Annotated in this window: 23 protein-coding genes and 3 tRNA genes; 14 read left to right on the top strand and 12 right to left on the bottom strand. The window is 62.7% G+C overall.

The window, feature by feature from the left end:
* Window positions 1-2: 2 nt before the first annotated feature.
* The 5 genes from pepN to AC07VY_RS11285 all read right to left on the bottom strand — a co-directional run bounded on the left by pepN (window position 3) and on the right by AC07VY_RS11285 (window position 7,230).
* Window positions 3-2,696, bottom strand: a complete 2,694-nt coding sequence (pepN, locus tag AC07VY_RS11305) for an aminopeptidase N (protein ID WP_495097431.1) — start codon at window positions 2,694-2,696, stop codon at window positions 3-5.
* The gene (locus AC07VY_RS11300; RefSeq protein ID WP_495097432.1) at window positions 2,686-3,375 is read right to left on the bottom strand and encodes an HAD family hydrolase; all 690 of its coding nucleotides are present in this window, start codon (window positions 3,373-3,375) and stop codon (window positions 2,686-2,688) included. The genes pepN and AC07VY_RS11300 overlap by 11 nt, the downstream gene beginning before the upstream one ends.
* A protein-coding gene (prfB, locus tag AC07VY_RS11295; protein ID WP_495097433.1) for a peptide chain release factor 2 occupies window positions 3,375-4,479 on the bottom strand; the annotation gives its coding sequence in 2 pieces (ribosomal slippage) (window positions 3,375-4,397 and window positions 4,399-4,479; 1,104 coding nt in all). The genes AC07VY_RS11300 and prfB overlap by 1 nt, the downstream gene beginning before the upstream one ends.
* A gap of 125 nt (window positions 4,480-4,604) precedes the next feature.
* A complete protein-coding gene (locus tag AC07VY_RS11290; protein ID WP_495097434.1) occupies window positions 4,605-6,167 on the bottom strand; it encodes a methyl-accepting chemotaxis protein in 1,563 nt (520 codons plus the stop codon).
* A gap of 148 nt (window positions 6,168-6,315) precedes the next feature.
* Window positions 6,316-7,230: an alpha/beta fold hydrolase gene (locus AC07VY_RS11285; protein WP_495097435.1), complete on the bottom strand. Its 915-nt coding sequence runs from the start codon at window positions 7,228-7,230 to the stop codon at window positions 6,316-6,318.
* A gap of 121 nt (window positions 7,231-7,351) precedes the next feature.
* On the opposite strand from AC07VY_RS11285, the gene AC07VY_RS11280 reads away from it, so the two are divergent.
* The 3 genes from AC07VY_RS11280 to plsY all read left to right on the top strand — a co-directional run bounded on the left by AC07VY_RS11280 (window position 7,352) and on the right by plsY (window position 9,959).
* Window positions 7,352-8,413: an aldo/keto reductase gene (locus AC07VY_RS11280; RefSeq protein WP_495097436.1), complete on the top strand. Its 1,062-nt coding sequence runs from the start codon at window positions 7,352-7,354 to the stop codon at window positions 8,411-8,413.
* A gap of 213 nt (window positions 8,414-8,626) precedes the next feature.
* Window positions 8,627-9,118, top strand: coding sequence for an aminoacyl-tRNA deacylase (locus AC07VY_RS11275; RefSeq protein WP_495097437.1), 492 nt, complete (start codon window positions 8,627-8,629; stop codon window positions 9,116-9,118).
* 193 nt (window positions 9,119-9,311) lie between these two features.
* The gene (gene plsY / locus AC07VY_RS11270; RefSeq protein ID WP_495097438.1) at window positions 9,312-9,959 is read left to right on the top strand and encodes a glycerol-3-phosphate 1-O-acyltransferase PlsY; all 648 of its coding nucleotides are present in this window, start codon (window positions 9,312-9,314) and stop codon (window positions 9,957-9,959) included.
* On the opposite strand, the gene AC07VY_RS11265 is transcribed toward plsY, so the two are convergent.
* Genes AC07VY_RS11265 through AC07VY_RS11255 form a run of 3 tightly spaced genes read right to left on the bottom strand, consistent with a single transcriptional unit; the run spans window position 9,956 to window position 12,128 of the window.
* The gene (locus tag AC07VY_RS11265) at window positions 9,956-10,948 is read right to left on the bottom strand and encodes an HD-GYP domain-containing protein (protein ID WP_495097439.1); all 993 of its coding nucleotides are present in this window, start codon (window positions 10,946-10,948) and stop codon (window positions 9,956-9,958) included. The two genes, plsY and AC07VY_RS11265, sit on opposite strands and share 4 nt — an antisense overlap.
* A 44-nt stretch (window positions 10,949-10,992) precedes the next feature.
* Window positions 10,993-11,643: a retropepsin-like aspartic protease family protein gene (locus AC07VY_RS11260; RefSeq protein ID WP_495097440.1), complete on the bottom strand. Its 651-nt coding sequence runs from the start codon at window positions 11,641-11,643 to the stop codon at window positions 10,993-10,995.
* Entirely contained in the window at window positions 11,643-12,128 is a 486-nt protein-coding gene (locus AC07VY_RS11255; RefSeq protein WP_495075301.1) for a YajQ family cyclic di-GMP-binding protein, read from the bottom strand. Before AC07VY_RS11255 ends, AC07VY_RS11260 begins: the two co-directional genes overlap by 1 nt.
* A 63-nt stretch (window positions 12,129-12,191) precedes the next feature.
* On the opposite strand from AC07VY_RS11255, the gene murB reads away from it, so the two are divergent.
* A complete protein-coding gene (gene murB / locus AC07VY_RS11250; RefSeq protein ID WP_495097441.1) occupies window positions 12,192-13,232 on the top strand; it encodes a UDP-N-acetylmuramate dehydrogenase in 1,041 nt (346 codons plus the stop codon).
* Window positions 13,233-13,359: 127 nt separating this feature from the next.
* Here the strand turns inward: murB and ppnP are convergent, their stop codons facing one another.
* Both ppnP and AC07VY_RS11240 read right to left on the bottom strand, forming a co-directional pair.
* Window positions 13,360-13,677 (bottom strand): pyrimidine/purine nucleoside phosphorylase, encoded by a 318-nt coding sequence (gene ppnP / locus AC07VY_RS11245; protein ID WP_490592364.1) that lies wholly within the window; start codon window positions 13,675-13,677, stop codon window positions 13,360-13,362.
* 126 nt (window positions 13,678-13,803) lie between these two features.
* Window positions 13,804-14,151 carry an arsenate reductase gene (locus AC07VY_RS11240; protein ID WP_495097442.1) on the bottom strand — a complete coding sequence of 116 codons (348 nt, stop codon included), beginning with the start codon at window positions 14,149-14,151 and terminating at the stop codon, window positions 13,804-13,806.
* Window positions 14,152-14,373: 222 nt separating this feature from the next.
* On the opposite strand from AC07VY_RS11240, the gene folC reads away from it, so the two are divergent.
* From folC to rlmD, 9 genes are all read left to right on the top strand, one after another.
* Complete coding sequence (gene folC / locus AC07VY_RS11235) at window positions 14,374-15,663, top strand: bifunctional tetrahydrofolate synthase/dihydrofolate synthase (protein WP_495097443.1); 1,290 nt, start codon at window positions 14,374-14,376, stop codon at window positions 15,661-15,663.
* 11 nt (window positions 15,664-15,674) lie between these two features.
* Entirely contained in the window at window positions 15,675-16,478 is an 804-nt protein-coding gene (locus AC07VY_RS11230) for an SPOR domain-containing protein (RefSeq protein WP_495097543.1), read from the top strand.
* Window positions 16,479-16,490: 12 nt separating this feature from the next.
* On the top strand, window positions 16,491-16,976 hold the full coding sequence (locus AC07VY_RS11225; protein ID WP_495097444.1) for a CvpA family protein: 486 nt from the start codon (window positions 16,491-16,493) through the stop codon (window positions 16,974-16,976).
* Between the two features lie 28 nt (window positions 16,977-17,004).
* Entirely contained in the window at window positions 17,005-18,531 is a 1,527-nt protein-coding gene (gene purF / locus AC07VY_RS11220) for an amidophosphoribosyltransferase (RefSeq protein WP_495097445.1), read from the top strand.
* 12 nt (window positions 18,532-18,543) lie between these two features.
* The gene (gltX, locus tag AC07VY_RS11215) at window positions 18,544-19,932 is read left to right on the top strand and encodes a glutamate--tRNA ligase (protein WP_495097446.1); all 1,389 of its coding nucleotides are present in this window, start codon (window positions 18,544-18,546) and stop codon (window positions 19,930-19,932) included.
* 77 nt (window positions 19,933-20,009) lie between these two features.
* Window positions 20,010-20,085: transfer RNA gene (locus AC07VY_RS11210), tRNA-Ala, on the top strand.
* A gap of 62 nt (window positions 20,086-20,147) precedes the next feature.
* Window positions 20,148-20,223, top strand: a tRNA-Glu gene (locus AC07VY_RS11205).
* 57 nt (window positions 20,224-20,280) lie between these two features.
* A tRNA-Asp gene (locus AC07VY_RS11200) sits at window positions 20,281-20,357 on the top strand.
* A gap of 82 nt (window positions 20,358-20,439) precedes the next feature.
* Window positions 20,440-21,843: a 23S rRNA (uracil(1939)-C(5))-methyltransferase RlmD gene (gene rlmD, locus AC07VY_RS11195; RefSeq protein ID WP_495097447.1), complete on the top strand. Its 1,404-nt coding sequence runs from the start codon at window positions 20,440-20,442 to the stop codon at window positions 21,841-21,843.
* A 13-nt stretch (window positions 21,844-21,856) separates the two neighbouring features.
* Here rlmD and AC07VY_RS11190 read toward each other — a convergent pair whose 3' ends face one another.
* On the bottom strand, window positions 21,857-22,234 hold the full coding sequence (locus AC07VY_RS11190; RefSeq protein ID WP_495075310.1) for a hypothetical protein: 378 nt from the start codon (window positions 22,232-22,234) through the stop codon (window positions 21,857-21,859).
* A 125-nt stretch (window positions 22,235-22,359) separates the two neighbouring features.
* Entirely contained in the window at window positions 22,360-23,064 is a 705-nt protein-coding gene (locus AC07VY_RS11185; protein WP_495075311.1) for a Bax inhibitor-1/YccA family protein, read from the bottom strand.
* A 182-nt stretch (window positions 23,065-23,246) separates the two neighbouring features.
* Between AC07VY_RS11185 and AC07VY_RS11180 the strand changes: the two genes are divergently transcribed.
* The gene (locus AC07VY_RS11180; RefSeq protein WP_495075312.1) at window positions 23,247-23,654 is read left to right on the top strand and encodes a GlcG/HbpS family heme-binding protein; all 408 of its coding nucleotides are present in this window, start codon (window positions 23,247-23,249) and stop codon (window positions 23,652-23,654) included.
* Window positions 23,655-23,666: the final 12 nt, after the last annotated feature.

The following is a 23,666-nucleotide window of genomic DNA, read 5'->3' as shown; positions in this document are numbered from 1 at the left end:
GTTTAGTCGGCCAGTGCGCGCGTAACTACTTCGCGCACGTCGTTGCTGAGGTCGGCTTTGGCGGCCACGCGGGCCAGGGCTTCGCGGGCGGCACTGCGGTAGGGTTCGGTCAGGTTCTTCCAGCGGTCCAGTGCGCGCGCTAGTCGGGCGGCGACCTGGGGGTTGATGCCGTCCAGTTCGATCACGCGCTCGCTCCAGAACACATAGCCGGCGGCGTCGCGGCGGTGGAAGGCGCCTGGATTGGCGCTGCAGAAGCTGAACACCAGGCTGCGCGCCCGGTTCGGGTTGCGCAGACTGAAGTCGGGGTGCTTCAGCAGTTGGCGCACGGCAGGCAGGATGTTGCCATTGCGGTCGGTGGCGCCGGCCTGCAGGGCAAACCATTTGTCCAACACCAGGGCCTCGTCCTTGAACAGGGCGTGGAAACGCTGCAACGCCGGGGCGGCCAGGGCGTTGCCACTGGACACCAGGGCGCTGAGGGCGTTGAAGCGGTCGGTCATATTGCCCGCATCCTTGAAGCGCTGGTAGGCCTTGCCCGGCCATATCGTGTCACCGTTGGTCAAGGCGGCTAGGCACAGATGGGTCAACGCCATGCCGGCCAGGGCCCGGCGTCCACTGGACAGCGGGTCGGGGCGGTAGGCGCCGGTATCGCCGTAGGTCTCGTAGGCCCAGGCCCAGTCGTCTGCCAGGGCGTGGGCCAACTGGCTACGCATGGCTTCGCGCACGGCGTGGATGCGCTGTGGGTCCACCACGTCCAGCTGTTCGGCCAGATAGGTTTCGGACGGCAGGGTCAGCACCAGTTCCTTGAAGGCCGCATCCAGCGCGGGGTGGCGCAGCACGCTGCGCATGGCTTCAATATAGGCATTGTTTAGCGGTTTGGCGCAGGATATATCTGCGTCGCTAGCTATCAATGCAATAGCAGAGCGAACCGCCAGGCGCTGGCCGGCTTCCCAGCGGTTGAAGGCGTCCGTGTCATGCGCCAGCAGGGTCAGCAGCTGCGCATCGGTGTAGTCGAAGGCAAGTGTCACCGGTGCAGAGAAGCCGCGCAGGATGCTGGGCACGGGCTCTGCGGCCAGGTTGACGAAGCTCAGGGTTTCTGTCGCCTCGTGCATCACGAAGGTGTAGGGTTCGGCCAGTGTGCTGCCGTCGGCGGTTTGCAGGGCCAGCGCGCTGCCGTCCTGTGCCAGCAGGCCCAGGCCGATGGGGATCACAAACGGCTCTTTCTGCGACTGGCCGGGCGTGGGGGCGCAGCTTTGCATGAGGGTTAGCGTATAGCTTCGCGTGGCTTCGTCGTAGCTGCCGGTGGCGTGTACGCGGGGCGTACCGGCCTGGCTGTACCAGCGTTTGAACTGGGGCAGCAGGCGCGCCAGGTCGGACTGGGGGTTCGCGTCGGCGATGGCCTGGGCGAAGTCGTCGCAGGTGACGGCCTGGCCGTCGAAGCGCTCGAAGTACAGCGTCATGCCCTTGGCAAAGCCGTCTCTACCGACCAGCGTCTGCATCATGCGAACGACCTCGGCACCTTTTTCGTAGATGGTGACGGTGTAGAAGTTGTTGATCTCGATGTAGCTGTCGGGCCGCACCGGGTGCGCCATCGGGCCAGCATCTTCGGGGAACTGGGCGGTGCGCAGCACACGCACGTCTTCGATGCGCTTGACGGCCTTGGCCGACGGGTCGCGGCACAGGTCCAGGCTGAACTCCTGGTCGCGGAAGACGGTCAGGCCTTCTTTCAGGCTCAGCTGGAACCAGTCGCGGCAGGTGACGCGGTTGCCGCTCCAGTTGTGGAAGTACTCGTGGCCCACCACGGACTCGATGTTCGCGTAGTCGGTGTCGGTGGCCGTGGCCTGGTTTGCCAACACGAACTTGGTGTTGAAAATGTTCAGGCCCTTGTTCTCCATGGCGCCCATGTTGAAGTCGCTGGTGGCGACAATCATGAAGCGCTCCAGGTCCAGCGGCAGGCCGAAGCGGGCTTCGTCCCAGGCGATCGATGCCATCAGCGAATGCATGGCGTGCTCGGTCTTGTCCAGGTCGCCGGGGCGCACAAACACCTGCAGCAGATGTTCCTTGCCATTGCGCGCGGTAATGCTTTGCTCGCGGCTGACCAGCTGGCCGGCCACTAGGGCAAACAGGTAGCTGGGCTTGCGGAACGGGTCCACCCACTTGGCGAAGTGGCGGCCATCGTCCAGTGGGCCGTGGTCTACCAGGTTGCCGTTGCTCAGCAGCACCGGGTACTTGGCCTTGTCGGCGCGCAGCGTCACGGTGTAGCTGGCCATCACGTCCGGCCGGTCCAGGAAGTAGGTGATGCGGCGAAAGCCCTCGGCCTCGCACTGGGTGAAGAAGGTGTCGTTGCTGACGAACAGTCCCATCAGCTTGGTGTTCTTGATGGGCGCGCAGGTGGTGAAGATTTCCAGATCAAAAGCGCCTTCTTCGGCACCCGGCAGGCTGCCCAGCACCAGCTGGTTGCCCTCGATCTTGAAGGATGCGCCCTGGCCGTTGACCAGCACGCGCGCCAGGTTCAGCTCTTCGCCGTCAAGGCGCAGCGCTTGCGCGGGCACATCCGGGTTGCGGCGCATGCGCATCTTGTTGAGCACGCGGGTCTTGGCTGGGTCCAGGTCGAAGCAGAGCTCGACCGTGTCGATCCAGAAAGCCGGTGCGGTGTAGTCTGCCCGGTGGATGGCTGTCGCCTGTCCTTCACGATACATGGAGGTTCCCCAGAAAATTCGATTGCAAGAGTTCGTCGTAATTGCGCACGCAGGTGATCACGTGCGGCCCGGCCAGTTCGTCGGGCGTATTGGTGCTGCAGATGCCGACGGCACGCATGCCGGCGCGGCGTGCAGCTTCTATGCCAAAAGGCGCATCTTCGAACACGATACAGTGTTCCGGCGCAATGCCTATGCGCTCAGCTGCTGCTAAAAAGATAGCGGGTGTGGGTTTGCCGGTCAGGCCCTCGTCGCCGCGCGCGATGGCGTCGGGCGGTGGGTTCATCTTCAGATGGCCGAGTGCGAATTCCACGTTGTGGATGTCGCCCGCCGTGCCCACGCCCACCTTCAGGCCGCGCGTGCGGGTCGCGGCGTAGAAGGCGCTGAAGCCAGCCACTTCCTTGAAGATGGGGCCGAAGATGTCGCGGTACAGGCGCTCCTTCTCGTGCACCAGCTCCCAGGCCACGGCGTCGTCCATGTCCGGCTGGTCCAGCAGCAGACGCACGCATTCCAGGCCGGTGCGGCCGGTGGTGCGGCGCATGATTTCGTCGATCTCCATGTCCACACCGTGCTTCTGGGCAAAGTCCAGCCAGGTGGAAGCGTGGTGCGGCATGGAGTCGATCATGGTGCCGTCCATGTCGAAGATGATGGCCTTGGTGGGCTGCGAGAGGAGGGCTTGCATTAAACGCCTTGTTTCAAAGAGGCTTCGATGAAGATGTCCAGGTCGCCGTCCAGCACCTTTTGCGTGGCCGAGACTTCAACATTCGTGCGCAGGTCCTTGATACGGCTGTTGTCCAGCACATAGCTGCGGATCTGGTGGCCCCAGCCTACATCGGTCTTGGTGTCTTCCAGCTTTTGCTGCGCCTCTTGCTGCTTGCGCAGCTCGAAGTCGTACAGGCGCGAGCGCAGGCGCTTCCAGGCCACATCACGGTTGCTGTGCTGGCTGCGGCCGTCCTGGCATTGCACCACGATACCGGTGGGGATGTGCGTCAGACGCACGGCCGAATCGGTCTTGTTGATGTGCTGGCCACCAGCACCGGACGCGCGGAAGGTGTCGGTGCGCACGTCGCTGGGGTTGATCTCGATCTCGATGGAATCGTCGATTTCAGGGTAGACAAACACGCTGGCAAAGCTGGTGTGGCGGCCACCCGAGCTGTCGAACGGGCTCTTGCGCACCAGGCGGTGCACGCCGGTTTCTGTGCGCAGCAGGCCAAAGGCGTATTCGCCTTCGATCTTGATGGTGGCGCCCTTGATGCCGGCGGTGTCGCCGTCGGTGATGTCTTCCACGGTGGCGGTAAAACCCTTGCGTTCGGCGTAGCGCAGGTACTGGCGCAGCAGCATGCTGGCCCAGTCGCAGGCTTCGGTGCCGCCGGCGCCGGCCTGGATGTCCAGGAAGCAGGGCAGCGGGTCGGCCGGCTGGTTGAACATGCGGCGGAATTCCAGCGCTTCGACTTCGGTGGCCAGGCCAGCGGTCTCGGTCTCGATGGTGATCAGGCCGTCTTCGTCGCCTTCCTCCTTCGACATCTCGAACAGCTCGGTGTTGTCGGCCAGCTCACGGGTGAGCTTTTCCAGCGCCAGCACCACGCCGTCGAGCAGTTTCTTCTCTTTGCCCAATTCCTGGGCTTTCTTCGGGTCGTTCCAGACGCTGGGGTCTTCTAGCGAGGCATTGACGGTGCGCAGGCGCTCGGCTTTGGCATCGACGTCAAAGATACCTCCGTAAATCTTCCGTCCGTACGCTCAGGCTGCTGAGTTGGTTGCCGATGGTGTTGATGCGTTCTGCTTCCATGAGAGTCTTCCTTGAGTGCACTGGCCAGATCCGGGGGCTGGCCAGCTGGGTGAGCCGGGGGCTTAACCCATTATTTTCTCATGCCTCACATGGCGTTCCGGGTGGCGGGCCGGGCTTTCGCTGCTTCAGGCCCACAGCGCTTTGCCCGGCCCGGGCAAAGCGCTGCTGAGCCGGAACACCGACACCGTGCGCACTAGCTCGGCCGCCTGGTGCTGCAGGCTGTCGGCGGCGGCCGCGCTTTCTTCCACTAGGGCGGCGTTTTGCTGGGTGGTCTGGTCGATCTGGGTCACGGCTTCGCTGATCTGCTGCACGCCGCGGCTTTGCTCCTGGCTGGCGGCGCTGATCTCGCCCATGATGTCGGTGACGCGGCGGATAGACGTCACCACCTCCTGCATCGCCGCACCGCTTTCGTCCACCAGGGCCGAGCCCTGGGCCATGCGCTGCACGCTGGTCTGGATCAGGGCCTTGATCTCGCGGGCCGCGTCGGCGCTGCGCTTGGCCAGCAGGCGCACCTCGCTTGCCACCACCGCAAAGCCGCGGCCCTGTTCGCCAGCGCGCGCTGCCTCGACCGCGGCGTTCAGCGCCAGGATGTTCGTCTGGAAGGCGATGCCGTCGATTACGCCGATGATGTCGGATATCTTCCGCGAGGCTTCAGTGATGCCTGTCATGGTGTCGGCGGCGCGGGTGAAGACCTCCGAGCCGTGCAGCGCCACCGACGAGGCTTTCACGGCCAGCTGGTTCGCATGTTCGGCGCCGTCGGTGTTCTGCCGGATGGTGGCACCCAGCTCTTCCATGGAGGCGGCGGTTTGCTCCAGTGCCGAGGCTTGCTCCTCAGTGCGCGAGCTCAGGTCGTGGTTGCCGGCGGCGATCTCCTGGCTGGCGCTGGACACGCTTTCGGCGCTGGAGCGCACGTTGGCGACCACAGTGGACAGGCTGGTTTGCATGCTGTGCAGCGCGTTCAGCAGATCGGCCAGCTCGTCTTTGCCCGCCACGGCCTGGGCGGCGGTCAGGTCGCCGCGGGCCACTGACTGCGACACCCCCAGCGCATGGCCGAGCCGGGTGGTAATGGTGCGGCTGAAGCGCCAGCTGGCCAGCATCACGGCAATGCAGGCCAGCAGCATGATGGCCAGGCTGATTGTGGTGGCGCGCTGGCCCTTGCTGGCGGCCTGGTCGGCGATGGCGCGGCTGTCGGTGCCTATGGCTTTTTCGGCCTCGTCCAGCAGCTTGCTGGGCTCGCGGTCCATGCCTTGCACGGCTTTATCGCCCACCGCCGGATCGAAATCGGCGCCCTTGAAGGCCTCAAAGCCCTTGCGGTAGGCCGCACCCATGGTCTGGTGGGCTTGTGCAAAGCGTTCGACGTGGCTGCGCGCTTCGCCGGCAGGCAAAGCCTGCTGCAGGGCGTTGGTGGCTTGGGCGATTTCGCTCTCTTTGGTCTGGAATGCCTTCCAGTAGCGGTCCAGCTGCTCCGGGTTTTTGCCGCGCAGCAAGACGTTCTTCCATTCCTGCACCTGGACCTTGAAGTCGTTGAGCAGCTTGGCAATGGCGCGCTCGTTGCCGTAGCTGGTCTGTACCGTGGTCTGGTAGGTGTTCAGGGACTGGTTCAGCTGGTAGATGCCGAACAGCGCGGCAAACAGGACCAAGACCAACGCAGCGGCAAACGCCAGCGGAAGTTTCAGGCTTAGTTTCATGGGGTATCGCTGGGGGCAGCGCCTGTATAGCCAATGACGCTTACATATTGGCACAGAACCCCGGGGCACGCCATCGCCTGGTTTGCTATGAAATTAAGAGCTTCTTGCGTTGTATCCATAAGCGCTAGAGCCCTGAAAGTCCTGGGTTTCAGGCGAAAAAATCTTCCACCAACCGTGCCAGCTGCTGGGGCTGGTCGTGGTGCAGCATGTGGCCGGCGTCCTGCACCACGGCCACGCGGACATTGGGCACCGACTGCAGGCGCTGGTGGAATTCTTCCCGCGTGTAGCGGCCCTGGCTCCACTGCGCCAGGCTGTCGTCGGAGGCCTCGATGGACAGCGTGGGCGCGGTGATGCGCTGGTACAGGGCCAGCGTTTCGTCCACCCGGTACAGCTGGGCGCTGCGCAGCTTGTGCGCCGCCTCGCCCAGGATCTGCCAGGCGCTGCTGCCATCGGGCTGGGTGGTGGGCCGGGCCCAGTGCTGGGCCAGCCAGTCGGCCTGGCTCTGCCGCAGGCGGCGGTTGGTCTTCATCAGGCGCTGGGCCACGCCGCCCAGGTCGGCATAGGTTTTCAGCTGCACATCCCCGCGGTGCAGACCCTTCAGGTCGTCGATCCAGCGGGCGAACTGGCCCGGGGCCTGGGCCGCGCGGGTGGCCGGCATGCCAAAGCCCTCCAGATTCACCAGGCGGCGGATACGTTCGGGCCGCACGCCGGCGTACATCGTGGCGATGTTGCCGCCCATGCTGTGGCCCACTAGGTCCACCGCCTGGCCGGGGGCGTAGTGGTCCAGCAGCAGCTCCAGGTCGGCCAGGTAGTCGGGGAACCAGAAGCTGTCGGCGCCGCCGCTGTCAGTCTGGCCAAAGCCGCGCCAGTCGGGGGCGATGGTGTGACGGTCCTGGTCCATGGCGTCCAGCATGAACTGGAAGCTGGCGGCCACGTCCATCCAGCCGTGCAGCAGCACCAGCGGCGGCTGGCCGGGCACGGGCTGGCCCCATTCGCGCACGTGGTAGCGCAGGGTGCGGATAGGTAGCCAGTGGCTGCGGGAAATGCGTTGCGGGACGTACATGGTCTCATGGTAGCGGCAGCACGCGTTCTAGCGCCTTGCGGTAGGATGCCAAAACAAGCGGTGCCTCCTGCATTTGAGGGGCGTGCCGCCATTTTTTTGGGGATTTTGGGAACCCGCAACCATGAAAAAAGTACAACTGGGTCAAAGCGACCTGCAAGTCAGCCCGATCTGCCTGGGCACCATGACCTTTGGCGAGCAGGTGGCCGAGGCCGATGCCCATGCCATCCTGGACCGTGCGCTGGAGCACGGCATCAATTTCATTGACACGGCCGAGATGTATTCGGTGCCGGCCCGCGCCGAAACCTATGGCGCGACCGAGACCATCATCGGCCACTGGTTTGCCCAGCACCCCGGCCTGCGCCAGAAGGTGGTGCTGGCCACCAAGGTAGCCGGCCCGTCGCGCGGCATGCCCTGGGTGCGTAACGGCAGTGCCGACCTGACGCGCGGCGAGATCATCGACGCCTGCCACGGCAGCCTGCACCGCCTGCGCACCGATGTGATCGACCTATACCAGATTCACTGGCCGGCGCGCCATGTGCCGGCCTTTGGCGGCGTGTACTTTGACCCCGAAAAAGACCTGCCGGTGGCTTCCATCCAAGAGCAGTTGGAGGCCTTGGCCACCCTGGTCAAGCAGGGCAAGGTGCGCGCAGTGGGCCTGTCCAATGAAACCCCGTACGGCGTGCACGAGTTTGCCCGCCTGGCCGACCTGCACGGTCTGCCGCGCGTGGCCACGGTGCAGAACCCGTATTGCCTGATCAACCGTACGGTGGAAAACGGCCTGGACGAGACCATGTACCGCCTGGGCGTGTCCCTGCTGGCCTATTCGCCGCTGGGCTTTGGCCTGCTGACCGGCAAGTACGACGCGTCCGGTACCACCGGGCCGGGTGCGCCCGAGGGCCGCATGGCCAAGTTCGAATCCATGCGCAAGCAGCGTTGGGGCCGCGCCGAGTCGCTGGCCGCCGCGCGCCGCTACAACGCCCTGGCCCGAGCCCATGGCCTGACGCCCACCCAGCTGGCCCTGGCCTTCTGCTACACCAAGTGGCAGGTGGCTAGCACCATCATCGGCGTGACCTCGCTGGCGCAGCTGGACGAATGCGTGGCTGCCTGGGGTACCAAGCTGTCGCCCGAAGTGCTGGCCGAGGTGGACAAGATCCGCTGGGAGTTGCGCGACCCGGCGCAATAGGCTACCCCCCAGGCTCCACACACTTCGTGTTTCCGCCAACCCCCCTGCTGGGGGCGAACCCTATGGCCCGGCGGAGCCGGTTCCATGGGTTCTCTGGAATGGGGCAGGGGTGCCAATGCGTTGGTGGGGTGGTTTGAGATTTGCTATGTTTTAAATAGCTGCTTGCGCAGGTATCTTCTGCGCTAGGGGCTTATTTCTTATAAATTTCTGGCCATGGCCAAACACGAGCATATTTCCGAAACACCGGCAACGCAGCTGCTGCGGGCGCACAAGGTGGCGTTTACCGAGCATCCATACGAATACCTGGAGCATGGCGGAGCGCAGCACAGTGCCGAGGTGCTGGGGCTGGACCCGTTCAGCGTGGTCAAGACCCTGGTGATGGAGGATGAGCGGGCCAAGCCGCTGATCGTGCTGATGCACGGCAACCGTGCGGTGTCCACCAAGAACCTGGCGCGGCAGATTGGCTGCAAGTCGGTGGCGCCGTGCAAGCCCGAGGTGGCGAACCGGCATAGCGGCTACTTGGTGGGCGGCACCTCGCCGTTCGCCACGCGCAAAACCATGCCCGTGTATATCGAGGCGGCGATTCTGGAGCTGCCGCGCATCGCCATCAACGGCGGGCGGCGCGGCTACCTGATCGGGCTGGACCCGCTGGTCTGCGTGCAGCTCTTGGCCGCGAAACCGGTGAACTGCGCAATCCCGCTCTGAACACCCCCAGGCTTGCCCACTGCCCCGGAATCGGTTTGTAAAACCGAGAACGCATGTGGCCTCCAACCCCCTTGCAGGGGGCAAAACCAGCAGCCCGGCCAAGCCGGTTCTGCGGTGTTTCTGGAGTGGTGCCCCGGATTTACATTGGGGGCCGCTTGGAAAACTAGAATGCGTCCAAGTTTGGAGACCCCTCTTGGAAAAGTTTTACCCCCTTCTCGCCACCCTGGTCGCCTATCTGCTGGGCTCCCTGTCGTTTGCAGTTATCGTCAGCCGCGCCATGGGTTTGAGCGACCCGCGCACCTTTGGCAGCAAAAACCCCGGTGCCACCAATGTGCTGCGTTCGGGCAGTAAAAAGGCCGCCATCGCCACCCTATTGCTGGACGGCGTGAAGGGCTGGTTGCCGGTCGCCCTGGTCACCTGGTACGGCCCGCGCTGGGGGCTGGAGGACGGCAGCATCGCGCTGGTGGGGCTGGCGGCGTTTCTGGGCCACTTGTTCCCGGTGTTCTTCCGCTTTGTGGGCGGCAAGGGCGTTGCGACGGCGCTGGGTGTGTTGCTGGGCGTGCACTGGGCGCTGGGGCTGGCGGCCATGCTGACCTGGGTGTTTATGGCCTATGCGTTCCGCTTCTCGTCCCTGGCCTCGTTGACGGCGGCCTTGTTGGCACCGGTGTTCTACGTGCTGGGCAGTGGTGGCTTCTGGTACACCGAGACCAGCATTCTGGTGTCGCTATGCGTGATGGCGGCGTTACTGGTGCTGCGCCACCGCGAGAACATAGTTCGCTTGCTGCAGGGCAAGGAATCGCGCCTGGGTCAGGGCAAGAAGAAGCCGGCTAAGTTGGGCTAATCCAGCTGGGGGCCGCCACGGTCCGCCTGAATGCCCTGGCGCAGCAGGCGCTGGTGGTTGATGCGAGTCTTCACGGTATTGGCCGGCAGTGCGGATTGCACCTTGGGCGCACTGGTGGAGGTGCGGTGCAGGCGCGGTGGTATGAAGGGCTGGTTTTTGGCGTTGAGCAGCGTGGCCACCAGGGGCTGGTTGGCTGTGGCGCTGCGGCGCAGGACCAGGGCTGTATCGCCGTTGTCCATGGCCACAAAGGTGCCGGGCGGGCACTGGCCTATGGCCCGGATCAGGGCTGCACCCACCGGGTCGTTGCGGACCTGCACATTGGCCAGCATGGAGCGCACGGTTTCCGCCATGCTGCGGCCTGTCCGTGATTTGCGCGGACTGACCATGGCCGCATAGCGGTCCACCACGCCCAGGATATGGGTCAGCCGGTAGACGGGTTCCAGCTGCTGGAATTCGGCCTTGCTGGTGGCCGGGCCGTGGTGGTTGATCACAATGTCCAACCACAGGTAGTCGCTCACGCCCATGGCGCGCAGCAGGGTGGCGCTGGCGCTGGCGTGGCCGCGTATCAGTGCTTGCTGGGCGTCGCTTGGCTTGTTGGTCTGCAGGGCCAGGGTGTCTTGCAGCGTGGTCATGCCGATGTTCATGGTCATGGCTGCGCGCACCAGGCTGTCGCGTTCAACGGGCTTCAGCTTGAGCTCTTCGGCTGTGACATGGCACAGCACAGCGCACACCAGGGCGTGCAGGGCGCTGTAGCCGACGGCCGAATTGGTGGCCAGCTGGAACAGCAGGTACAGGCCGGTGTCGGTGTCCTGCCGCAGCAGGTTCTGCATCCACAGGTCGTACTGGCGGATCTTGCGTGCCAGGTCGGCGGTATGGCGCGGCTGGGCCAGCACCATGGACAGGCCGGCCTGCAGGTCGGCCCACAGACTCAGCAGGTCTTCGTAGTCCGCCTCCTGGGGGTGGGGCACGTCGGTAGAGGGCGGTGGCATGGAGGTCACAAACAAGAGGCCAGGAGAAGACCGGTAGCGTGGGTTCAGTAGCGTCTTTCCAGCACCAGCTGGTCGTTGGTACGGGTCATCTGGAAGCGGGTCAGAAAGCTGTTGCCTAGCAATATATAGGGCATGGAGGCGGATGTCACTACGGCTTCTACCTCGGTCAGCTCTACATCGCCCACACGCACGGAGGCCAGGCGGATGCTCCAGCCCGGTACCTGGCCGTTGGCGGTGTTCATGCGGATCTGCTGGCCGTTCTTGTAATTGACGCCCATGCGCTCGGCGTCAGATACGCCCATGCTGACTACAGTGGCACCGGTGTCCACCAGGTATTGCATGGCCTGGCCGTTGATCTTGCCCGCGCCTATGAAGTGGCCCTGGCTGTCGGCGGTCAGCATGATCTTCTTGCCGCCGCGCTCGCCCACGCTTACCGGCGACTCGCCCATGCGCAGATGGGCGCGCTTGCCAGCGATGTCCACCACGGCCTCTTCGGAAGAAACGGTCACCACTTTCACGCCCATGTAGGTGTCGCCAGGGGCCACGCTTTTGGGGGGCTTGCCGTCCACCATCAGCAGCGCCTTACCGCCCAGCATGCCGCCCAGGGCCACGCTTTGGGCCTGCGCTGCGCTGCTGGCGCCCAAGGCCAGGCCGGCGGATACCGCGACCAGGTACAGGCGCGAGCGGGTAGACATCAGTCGCGCTGGTTGTTGAAGCTCAGCGGCAGGTCGGTGATCTCTTTGCGGATCAGCGCCATGGCGGCCTGCAGGTCGTCGCGCTTGGCGCCGGTGATGCGCACCGCGTCGCCCTGGATGGCGGCGGTGACCTTGAGCTTGCTGTCCTTGATGGCGCGGGTGATCTTCTTGGCGACTTCGGTCTCGATGCCGTTGCGCACCTTGATGACCTGCTTGACCTTGTCGCCGCCCATCTTCTGCACGTCGCCCTTGTCCAGGAACTTCACGTCCACGCCTTGCTTGGTCATCTTGTTGGTCAGCACGTCCATGATCTGGTCGAGCTGGAATTCGGCGTCACCGATGATGGTGATTTCCTTGTCTTTCAGCTCGATGCTGGCCGAGGTGCCCTTGAAGTCGAAGCGGGTGGTGATTTCCTTGGCGGAGTTGTCTACCGAGTTGCGCACTTTGGGCAAGTCGGGTTCACAAACGGTGTCGAATGAAGGCATGGTTTTTTCTCTAAATCGGGTGTGCGGCCACGGCAAAGCAGGTCGCGGTGGGACAATCCAGCCATGTTAATCGAGAAAAATGTTCCCCTGCGCAGCTATAACAGCTTTGGCATTGTGGCCCGCGCCCACACCCTGGTGCGCGTGGCCAGCGAAGCCGATCTGCAGGCGCTGCGTGCCGATGCCACCCTGGCCGCGCAGCCTAAATTCGTGCTGGGCGGCGGCAGCAATATCGTGCTGACCGGCGATGTCAAGCCGGTGGTGTTGAAGGTGGAGGTACGCGGCAAGCGCCTGCTGGCCGAGACCGACAAGGCCTGGGTGGTCGAGGCAGGTGCCGGCGAGCCCTGGCACGACTTCGTGGCCTGGACGCTGGACCAGGGCTACCCGGGCCTGGAAAACCTGGCGCTCATCCCCGGCACCGTGGGTGCATCCCCGGTGCAGAACATCGGCGCCTACGGCGTGGAGCTGCAAGACCGTTTTGATTCGCTGGATGCGGTGGACCTGGCCACCGGCGCCAGTTTTACCCTGGACGCCGCGCAGTGCGCGTTCGGCTACCGTGACTCCGTTTTCAAACACCAGGGTGGCCTGGGGTTGGAAGGCCGGGCGCTGATCACCCGCGTGCGCTTTCATCTACCCAAGAACTGGAAGCCGGTGCTGGGCTACCTGGATCTAGAAAAGAAAATGGCCGCCACCGGCGTCCAGCAGCCCACGGCGCGCCAGATATTCGACTGGATCTGCGAGATCCGCCGCGCCAAGCTGCCCGACCCACAGGTCATAGGCAACGCCGGCAGCTTCTTCAAGAACCCTACCGTCAGCGCCGAGCAGTGCGCCGACATCATCGCTCGCGAACCGCGCGTGGTGTACTACCAGCTGGCCAACGGCACCATGAAGCTGGCTGCCGGCTGGCTGATAGACGCCTGCGGCTGGAAGGGCAAGACCGTGGGCAACGCCGGTGTGTTTGAAAAACAGGCCCTGGTGCTGGTGAACCGCGGCGGCACCGACAACCCTGTCACCGGCGGCGAGGTGATGACCCTGGCCAAGGCCATACAAACCAGCGTCTACGAACGCTTCGGCATCCGACTGGAGCCCGAGCCGGTTGTGGTCTAGCTATGCCCTAGGCAAGCATAGCGAAGCCCCTTCTAGAAACACCGCAGAACTGGCTTAGCCAGGCTGCAGGTGTTGCCCCCTGCAAGGGGGGGGGCGCAAGACGCGCAGCGCTGTAGCCTGGGGGTGTTCAACCAAAATGGCAGATGTAGTGGTAGGGGGCGGTTACGCGGATCTGGAACGAGCTGTTGCCTGGCACGCTGAACTTTTCGCCCGCACCCGACTTCAGCCATTCCGTGGCGCCGGTCAGCAGGTATTCGCATTCGCCGCCCACGCCTTCCATGATTTCGGGTGCGCCGGTGTTGAAGGTCAGCGTGGCGGGCAGGATGACGCCCACGCTTTTCTTCGTGCCATCGGCGAACGTGATGCCGTGGCTGATGCACTTGCCGTCGAAGTAGACGCTGGCTTGGGTGGTAACGCTGACGTTGTCGATCTTTGCGGTGGTCATGCTTGGTTTCCTGGATTAACTATCAATTTCATAGCTGCTCGCGCAGGTAATATCTGCGCGCGAGGCATATTTGGCTTAAATCTTGGCTGGCACGCCCGTCGATTCTAGGGCGGCCGGGCGCTGCTTTTAGGGGGCTTTGCCGGCCCAGGCGTCGGCGCTGAAGCCCACCGTGGTGCTGTCGCCCCATTCCACCACCGGCCGTTTGATGGTGCTGGCGTGTTCGCGCATCACCGCCTCGGCACTGGCCGCATCTACCACGCTGGCCTGCAGCGCCGGGTCCAGCTTGCGCCAGGTCGTGCCCTGGCGGTTCAAGACCTTTTCCCAGCCCACGGCCTGGGTCCAGGCGGCCAGTCGGTCGGCCGGCACACCGGCTTTCTTGAAGTCATGGAAGGTGTAGGGCAGGGCGTGGCTGTCGAGCCAGACGCGGGCCTTTTTGACCGTGTCGCAGTTGGGGATGCCGTAGAGGGTAATCATGGCCGGATTATTCCAGAGGGTAGAAGCATTGCCGAAAGCTATGTATTTCGTAGCATCTTTTGCATGCCGCATAAGCGCAAGAGGCTTAAAACACCTATAAGTTGTGCAGAAATACCCCTTCCAGAAACACCGCGGAACTGGCTTTGCCAGGCTGCTGGTGTTGCCCCCCTGCAAGGGGATGGGCGAGAGCGAAGCGCAGCCTGGGGGTGAGACAATCTTGTGATGCAAACCTTGAACGACTGGCTGGCGCACTGCGAACGGCTACACCCCATCACCATTGAGCTCGGCCTGGACCGGGTCCGTACCGTTGCCGAGCGCATGGGCCTGCGTTTTGATTGCCCGGTCATCACCGTGGCGGGTACCAATGGCAAGGGCTCGACCTGCGCCATGCTGGAGGCGATCCTGCTGCAGTCTGGCTACCGCACCGGGGTCTATACCTCGCCACACTTGGTGCACTTTGAAGAACGCTGCCGTATCGGTGGTGAAATTGCAAAAGCTCCTGATTTTGTAGCGCACTTCGCAAGTGTGGAGGGCGCCAGAGGCGATATTTCTCTGACATATTTTGAGTTCACCACCTTGGCCATTTTGGCGTTGATGGCGAGTGCCAAGTTGGACGCGGTGATTCTGGAAGTCGGCCTGGGCGGCCGCCTGGACGCGGTCAACATCATCGACACCGATTGCGCCGTGATAACCAGCGTGGATCTGGACCACATGGAATTCCTGGGCAATGACCGCGAAACCATAGGCCGTGAGAAGGCCGGCATCATGCGCGCCGGCAAGCCGGTGGTGGTCAGCGACCCGGTGCCGCCGCAAAGCGTGGTGGACCACGCCAAAGCCATTGGCGCAGACCTGTGGCGTTTTGGCGAGGATTTCAATTTCTCCGGCGACAAGCAGCAGTGGGGCTGGGCCGGCCGCGGGCGGCGCTACAGCGGCCTGGGCTACCCGGGCCTGCGCGGTGCCAACCAGCTGATGAATGCCTCGGGCGTGCTGGCCGCGCTGACGGCGCTGCGCGAGCGCCTGCCTGTCACGGCCCAGGCGGTGCGCACCGGCTTGTCCATGGTGGAGCTGCCGGGGCGCTTCCAGATCGTGCCGGGCCAGCCCACGCTGGTGCTGGACGTGGCGCATAACCCCCATGCTGTGGCGGCGCTAACCGCCAACCTGGACGCCATGGGCTTCTACCCCACTACCCACGCGGTGTTTGGTGCCATGGCCGACAAGGATTTGCTGCCCATGCTGGCGCGCATTGGCCCGCTGATCGACCGCTGGTATTTCACCGATCTGCCCACCGCCCGAGCCGACTCGGCGCAGCACTTGCAAAGCCAGTGGCAGGCCCAAAATACCCGCCAGGATGCCAGCAGTTCTGTGCATGCTGGCCCGGTGGAGGCGCTGCAGGCTGCCATCGCCGCCGCCGACCCCGCTGATAGAATCGTGGTCTTTGGCTCGTTTTACACGGTCGGTGGCGTCCTTGAGGGCGGTATTCCCCGGCTGCACGCCAAACACATGGGCTCTTGACTCTCCTCCGCATGGCTTTCTTCAAGTTCCGTTCAGGCGGCTCCAAAAACGACGAACCGTCGCCCGGCCCCGCTGAAACCATCGACGGCATGCGCCGCCGCGCCCGCCACCGTTTGATCGGTGCGGCCCTGCTGGTCGGTGTGGGTGTGGTGGGTTTCCCACTGCTGTTCGACACCCAACCGCGCCCGATTTCGGTAGACATCCCCATCGACATCCCCGACAAGGCCAAGCTCAAACCGCTGGCTATAGACGGGGCCGAGGCCGTGGTCAAGGTTGACAAGCCGGTCGCCACCGAAGAGCCGGTGGTCAAGGAGGCCGTGAAGGAGTCCAAAGAAACCAAGGTCGTGAAAGAGCCCAAGGTCTCTACCGAGTCCAGCCTGGACCCCAAGGAAGAGGTGGTGGCCGCACGGCCCGCGCCCAAGCCGGAAAAGCCGGCTGTGGCCAAACCCGAACCCAAGCCAGAAGCTAAGCCCGAGCCCAAAGTGGTGGAAGTCAAGCCCGAGGCCAAGCCGGCGCACAAGTCGGAAGACGACAGCGCCAAGGCCCGGGCGCTGCTGGAAGGCAAATCCTTGCAGGACGCTGGTGATGGCCGTTTCATTGTGCAGGTGGGCGCGTTCGCCGACGCTGACAAGGCCCGCGAAGCCCGCGTCAAACTGGAACACGCCGGCCTGAAGACCTATACCCAGGTGGTGGACACCAAGGACGGCCCGCGCACCCGGGTGCGCGTCGGCCCCTTCACCAAAAAGACCGAGGCCGACAAAGCCGCAAGCAAGATCAAGGCGCTGGCCCTGCCAGCCTCGATCCTGGCTTTGTAAATGCCGGGCGGTATGGCGACGCTGGACTGGATCGTACTGGCGATTCTGTGCGCATCCCTGTTGCTGGGAGCGGTCCGTGGTCTGGTGTATGAAGTGTTGTCGGTGCTGGGTTGGATTGTGGCCTTTGTGGTGGCGCAGTGGTTTGCTGCCGATGTGGCGCAGCATTTGCCCATGGGCCAGGCGTCTGCCTCGCTGCGCTTTGCCGCCGGGTTTGTGCTGGTGTTCGTGGCTGCGGCGTTCGCGGCCGGGTTATTGGCAAGTTTGTTGAAAAGTCTGGTGCAGGCCGTGGGCCTGCGGCCAGTGGACCGTGTACTGGGCGCCATTTTTGGCCTGGTGCGCGGCGTATTGTGGATATTGGTCGCTGCAGTGGTGGTCCATCTGACCGGTTTGCACCGGGGCCTGTGGTGGCAGGAATCACGCAGCGCTGCAATCGCGACCGAGGTGCTGCATACCGCCCGGCCGCTGTTGCCAGAAGCTTTCGCTAAATTTTTACCGTGACGCAAGTCATTCGCTAGGGAATAAAACCATGTGTGGAATCGTTGGAGTTGTCAGCAACGCCCCCGTCAACCAGTTGATTTACGACGCTCTGTTGCTGCTGCAGCACCGGGGCCAGGATGCGGCGGGCATCGTGACGCAATTGGATCGCAAGTTCTACATGCACAAGGCCAAGGGCATGGTGCGGGATGTGTTCCGCACCCGCAATATGCGCGCTTTGCCCGGCAATTGCGGTTTGGGCCAAGTGCGTTACCCCACGGCCGGCAATGCCTATAGCGAGGAAGAGGCTCAGCCCTTCTACGTGAATGCGCCTTTCGGCATCGTGCTGGTGCACAACGGCAACCTGACCAATGCCCATGCGCTGAAGGCCGAGCTGTTCAATACCGACCATCGCCATATCAACACCGAGAGCGACTCAGAAGTCCTGCTCAACGTGCTGGCGCATGAAATTGAAAAGTCCACCCGTGGCCTGCCTCTGTCGCCCATGGACGTGTTCGCCGCCGTGCGCAATGTGCACCGCCGCCTGCGCGGCTCCTACGCGGTGATCGCGTCGATTGCCGGCCATGGCGTGCTGGCTTTCCGCGACCCGTTTGGCATCCGCCCCATGTGCGTTGGCCGTGCGCCAGGCTCGGTGATGCTGGCCAGCGAATCGGTGGCCCTGGAAGGCACACTGCACACACTGGACCGCAATCTGGCACCCGGTGAAGCCGTGTTTGTCGATCTGGAAGGCAATGTGCAGTACCAGCAGTGCGCCGATGCGCCTACGCTGAATCCTTGCATCTTTGAATATGTGTACCTGGCGCGGCCGGATTCGGTGATGGACGGCATCTCGGTCTACCAGGCGCGTTTGAACCTGGGCGAAACCCTGGCCAAGCGTGTCATCTCCACCGTGCCGCCGCAAGACATCGACGTAGTGATCCCGATCCCGGAGTCCAGCCGCCCCAGCGCTATGCAACTGGCGCAGCTGCTGGGCCTGCCGTACCGCGAAGGTTTTGTGAAGAACCGCTATGTGGGCCGCACCTTCATCATGCCCGGTCATGAAGTGCGCAAGAAGTCTGTGCGTCAGAAGCTCAATGCCATCGCCAGCGAGTTCAAGGGCCGCAATGTGCTGCTGGTGGATGACTCCATCGTGCGCGGCACCACGTCCAAGGAAATCGTGCAGATGGCCCGTGATGCGGGCGCCCGCAAGGTCTATATGGCCAGCGCCGCACCGCCGGTGCGCTTCCCCAACGTTTACGGCATCGACATGCCCACCAAGAGTGAGCTGGTGGCCCATGGCCGCACTGTGGAAGAGGTTCGCGAGCTGATTGGCTGTGACGCCCTGATTTACCAGGACGTGGAAGGCATGAAGAGGGCGATCTGGGCGGCCGCCTCGACCAACACCGATACGCTGGACACCAAGATAAGCGGCTTTGACGCCTCCTGCTTTGACGGCGTTTACGTCACAGGCGATATCACCTCGGACGATATCCAGCGCCTGAATGAGGGTCGCCCGGGCGGACAGGACCCGGATGGCGATAACTCCCGCCTGGCTTTACCCAACGCCGAACACGCGTAACCATTGATATCCATGACACAGAAGACCCGTACCCGTTTCGCGCCGTCGCCCACCGGCTTTATCCACCTGGGCAATATCCGTTCGGCCCTGTATCCCTGGGCATTTGCCCGCGCCACCGGCGGCGACTTCGTCCTGCGCATTGAAGATACCGATGTGGAGCGTTCCACCCAGATGGCTGTCGATGTGATCATCGAAGGCATGAACTGGCTGGGCCTGGACTATGACGAAGGTCCGTTCTACCAAATGCAGCGCATGGACCGCTACAAGGCGGTGCTGGCGGATCTGGTGGCGGCCGGCCATGTCTATCCCTGCTATATGTCTGTCGCCGAACTGGATGCCTTGCGCGAGGCGCAAATGGCAGCCAAGGAAAAGCCCCGTTATGACGGCACCTGGCGGCCCGAGCCGGGCAAGACCTTGCCCGCAATCCCCGCCGGTGTGCAGCCCGTGCTGCGTTTCAAGAACCCGCAGGGCGGGGCGGTGGTCTGGGAAGACAAGGTCAAGGGCCGTATTGAAATCAGCAACGATGAGTTGGACGATCTGGTGATTGCCCGCCCCGATGGCACTCCCACCTACAACTTCTGTGTGGTGGTGGACGATCTGGACATGGACATCACCCATGTCATCCGCGGTGACGACCATGTGAACAACACGCCGCGTCAAATCAATATCTTCCGTGCGCTCGGCAAGGAACCACCGGTGTATGCCCACCTGCCTACCGTGCTAAACGAGCAGGGCGAGAAGATGAGCAAGCGCAACGGCGCCAAGCCGGTAACGCAATATGCGGCCGAAGGTTATTTGCCGGACGCGATGGTGAACTACCTGGCCCGCCTGGGCTGGAGCCATGGTGACGACGAAATCTTTAGCCGTGAACAATTCCTGCAGTGGTTCAACCTGGACCATCTGGGCAAGAGCGCCGCGCAGTTCGACGAAGCCAAATTGCGTTGGGTGAACGCCCAGCATCTGAAGGCCATGGCCGATGATGCACTGGCACCGCTGGTGGCCGCCCATTTGCTGGCACGTGGTATCACGACCGACGAGCGTCTACCGGCAATTTGTGGCTTGTTCAAAGACCGTTGCGACACCACCGTGGCGTTGGCCGACTGGGCGGCCAAGTTCTATACCGAGGTAGCGCCCCAGGCCGAAGAGCTGGCGCAACATGTGACGCCTGCCATCCAGCCCGCACTGGCGTTGCTACGTGACAAGCTGGCAAGCTGCACCTGGGACAAGCCTTCTATAGCCGCAGCCATCAAAGAAGTGCTGGTTGCGCAGGGCATTAAAATGCCGCAGTTGGCAATGCCAGTGCGCGTATTGGTCATGGGGACGGCGCAGACGCCGTCCTTGGACGCAGTGCTTTTTTTAAGTTCTCGCGAAAATATTTTGCGGTGCTTGCAAAAGTCCTAAATTGCACGCTATAATTTGAGGCTTGGAAGGTTAACAACAAAGCAGAGCTTACAAGGCAAAGCAGTGTTGATGGTTACGGGGGTATAGCTCAGCTGGGAGAGCGCTTGCATGGCATGCAAGAGGTCAGCAGTTCGATCCTGCTTACCTCCACCACCAAATCTTTTGAAAAATTTTGAGTGTGGAAGTTATTTTTGATAACGTTGTTCCAAGGTTTTGACCCTATCGTCTAGAGGCCTAGGACACTACCCTTTCACGGTAGGTACCGGGGTTCGAATCCCCGTAGGGTCGCCAAGTTGTAGCGCTTGGGTGTGTTGCTCGTAAGAGCGGTGTACCGAAAGCTATCTACCAGGAGTGGTAGTTCAGTTGGTTAGAATACCGGCCTGTCACGCCGGGGGTCGCGGGTTCGAGTCCCGTCCACTCCGCCAAAATGGAAAAAGCCTTCTAGTTCGTCAGAATTAGAAGGCTTTTTGCTTTGTGATTTTTATTTTCGCGCCATAGGGACGCAGCATGACCGATCAGACGCAATCCTCACCCCAATATCCTGAAGACAGCCTGCTGGTGGAGTCGCTGGATATCGAGGCCCAGGGCATTGCCCACAAGCCGGACGGCAAAGTGGTATTCATCAAGGGGGCGCTGCCGTTTGAGGTGGTCACTGCGAATATCAACCGCAAGAAAGCGACTTTCGAGCAGGCTACCGTCGGAGCCATCCACCGCGCGTCTTCGCAGCGGGTGCAGCCCGGTTGCCCGCATTTTGGTTTGCACGAAGGGGCTTGTGGTGGTTGCAAGATGCAGCATTTGCACGTTGGAGCCCAGGTCGCCATCAAGCAGCGGGTGCTGGAAGACAATCTTTGGCACCTGGGAAAGGTCAAACCCGAGAATATTTTGCGCCCCATTGAGGGGCCGTCCTGGGGTTACCGCTACCGCGCGCGCCTGTCGGTGCGTTTCGTGCGCAAAAAAGGCGAGGTACTGGTCGGTTTCCATGAGCGCAAGAGCGGCTATGTGGCCAATATGCGTGAGTGCAAAGTGCTGCCGCCGCATGTGAGCGACTTGTTGCTGCCCTTGCGTGCCTTGATTGGCTCCATGGAAGCGCGGGAAACCCTGCCGCAGATCGAGCTGGCCTGCGGCGACGCCGTGACGGCCCTGGTATTGCGTCATATGGAGGCCTTGAGCCAGGCCGATCTGGCCAAACTGCGAACTTTTGGCGCGGCGCACCAGGTGCAATGGTGGTTGCAACCCAAGGGACCGGACAGCATCCATTTGCTGGAAGAGGGCGGCGAGCAGTTGTCGTATGCCTTGCCCGAGTTCGGCATCACGATGCCGTTCAAGCCCACCGATTTCACCCAGGTGAATCCGCACATCAACCGCGTTCTGGTGGTGCGGGCGCTGCGCTTGCTGGATGTGCAAAAGAACGAACGGGTGATCGACTGGTTCTGCGGCTTGGGTAACTTCACCCTGCCGCTTGCGACCCAGGCGGGCGAGGTACTGGGCATCGAGGGTAGCGAGGCCCTGGTCGCACGCTCGCGTGAAAACTATAAGAAAAACAAGGCCTCAGCGCAGGCTGCTTCTGCACTGGCAGCTACCAAGTTTGTAGCGCGCAACTTGTTTGAAATGACACCTGATGTGTTGACCGCCGACGGCAGTGCCGACAAATGGCTGGTCGACCCGCCGCGCGAGGGCGCGTTTGCACTGGTGCAAGCTCTGGCGGAACTGCACCAGACGCCGGCATTGCGCCGGGGCTGGACGCCGCCGCGCCGTATCGTCTATGTGAGCTGCAACCCAGCTACCCTTGCGCGCGATGCCGATGTGCTGGTGCACCAGGCGGGTTACCGCTGCGTCTCGGCGGGGATGGTGAATATGTTCCCGCATACCGCCCACGTCGAAAGCATGGCGGTCTTCGAGCTGGAAGGCTGAGGCTAAAGCGGGGCTAGGAGGCCTTGGCTTTGGTGCCGCGCGCTTCCTTGGCGTCCGAGGTGGGCTTTTCCTTGGTGGTTGCGACGGCCTGGTCCGCTACGGGCTGCTCGCCTTCAGCGGGAATCTTGACCACCGAGGGCGTGCCCTCGATCTTGTTCTCGCGCATATAGGCGTCCATCTCTTTCCAACCTGCGAAAACCAGAGACCGCTGGGCTTTGGGATTGAGTGTGTAGCAATCTTCGATGCCACGCAGAGCGTGGCGGCAGGCGCCGCCCGTGGCCTTAGCATCGGCCTCGCGTTGGACCACCTTGGGGTCTGGATAGATCCCTGGGATCTCGCAGCCCGCTAACAGCAGGACTACGCAAGAGGCGAGAAGATGGCGGCTTGGCATGGGGCCTAAATTTCAGAAAAGATACTGTGGTTATCGGCTTTTTGGGTCTGGTATTGAGCGGAAGTTTCCTGAGAGACCAAAGAAAAAGGCCCCGGAGGGCCTTTTGAGGGGGGCTGGCCCGGCGCTTAGTCGCGCTCGCCGCCCATGATGCCCAGCAAAGCCAGCAGGCTTTGGAAGATGTTGAACAGGTCGAGGTACAGGGCCAGTGTGGCGCTGATGTAGTTGGTTTCACCGCCGTCGATGATCTGCTTCAGGTCATACAGCATGTAGGCGCTGAAGATGCCGATGGACGCGACCGACAAGGCCATCATGCCGGCCGTGGAGCCCACAAAGATGTTGATGATGCCGCCCACCAGCAGTACCAGCATGCCGACAAACAGCCATTTGCCCATGCCCGACAGGTCGCGCTTGATGACGGTGGCCACGCTGGCCATCACCAGAAACACACCAGCCGTGCCGCCAAAGGCGGTCATGATCAGGTCAGGCCCATTCTTGAAGCCCAGCACCATGGCGATCATGCGCGACAGCATCAGACCCATGAAGAAGGTAAAGCCCAACAACACGGGTACGCCGGTGGCCGAGTTCTTGGTCTTCTCGATGGCATACATGAAGCCGAAGGCGCCGCCCATGAAGACGATCAGGCCCAGGCCGCCGGTCAGCGCTTGGGTGATGCCGGTGGCCACACCTAGCCAGGCGCCCAGCACGGTGGGTACCAGGCTCAGGGCCAGCAACCAGTAGGTGTTGCGCATGACGCGGTTGCGTTCCTGTTGCGACACGCCATAGCTGTTGATGGTCTGGCCCACGCCAAAACTCGTAAAACGGTCATTCATAGTGGAAGCTCCTTGAAGGCTGCAATAGCAGATGGGGAAATTCTAGGCCGATTCAAGACTGGGACCGAATTTTGCATGCCCTATTTTGCGTGGGGGTACCCCGTATGCACTGCGTGGCCCCCTTGGAGGCTGGGGCGCAGCCGTTATGCTTCTACCTTTTATCCACTTTCAGGGACGTAGCCATGAAAACAAAATCCGTACTCGAATTCGCCGATGTCAAAGCCATTGCTGCCGCTGCCGAAGCCGAAGCACTGAAAAACCAATGGGCCGTGACCATCGCCATCGTGGACGAAGGCGGCCACCTGCTGCATCTGCAACGCCTGGACGGTGCCCCCGCCTTGAGCGCCCACATCGCACCGGCCAAGGCCCACACGGCTGCCTTGTCGCGCAAGGAATCCAAGGTGTACGAAGACATCATCAACAATGGCCGCACCTCGTTCCTGAGCGCGCCGGATGTCAAGGGCCTGCTGGAAGGCGGCGTACCTATCCTGAAGGACGGCTTCTGCCTGGGCGCGGTGGGTGTCAGCGGCGTGAAATCGTCCGAAGACGCGCAGATCGCCAAGGCCGGCATCGCCGCCATCGGCCTCTAATCTGCTCTCGTT

It is taken from the genome of Rhodoferax sp. GW821-FHT02C08, from assembly GCF_059421805.1.
This window is presented reverse-complemented; position numbering and strand designations above follow the sequence as displayed.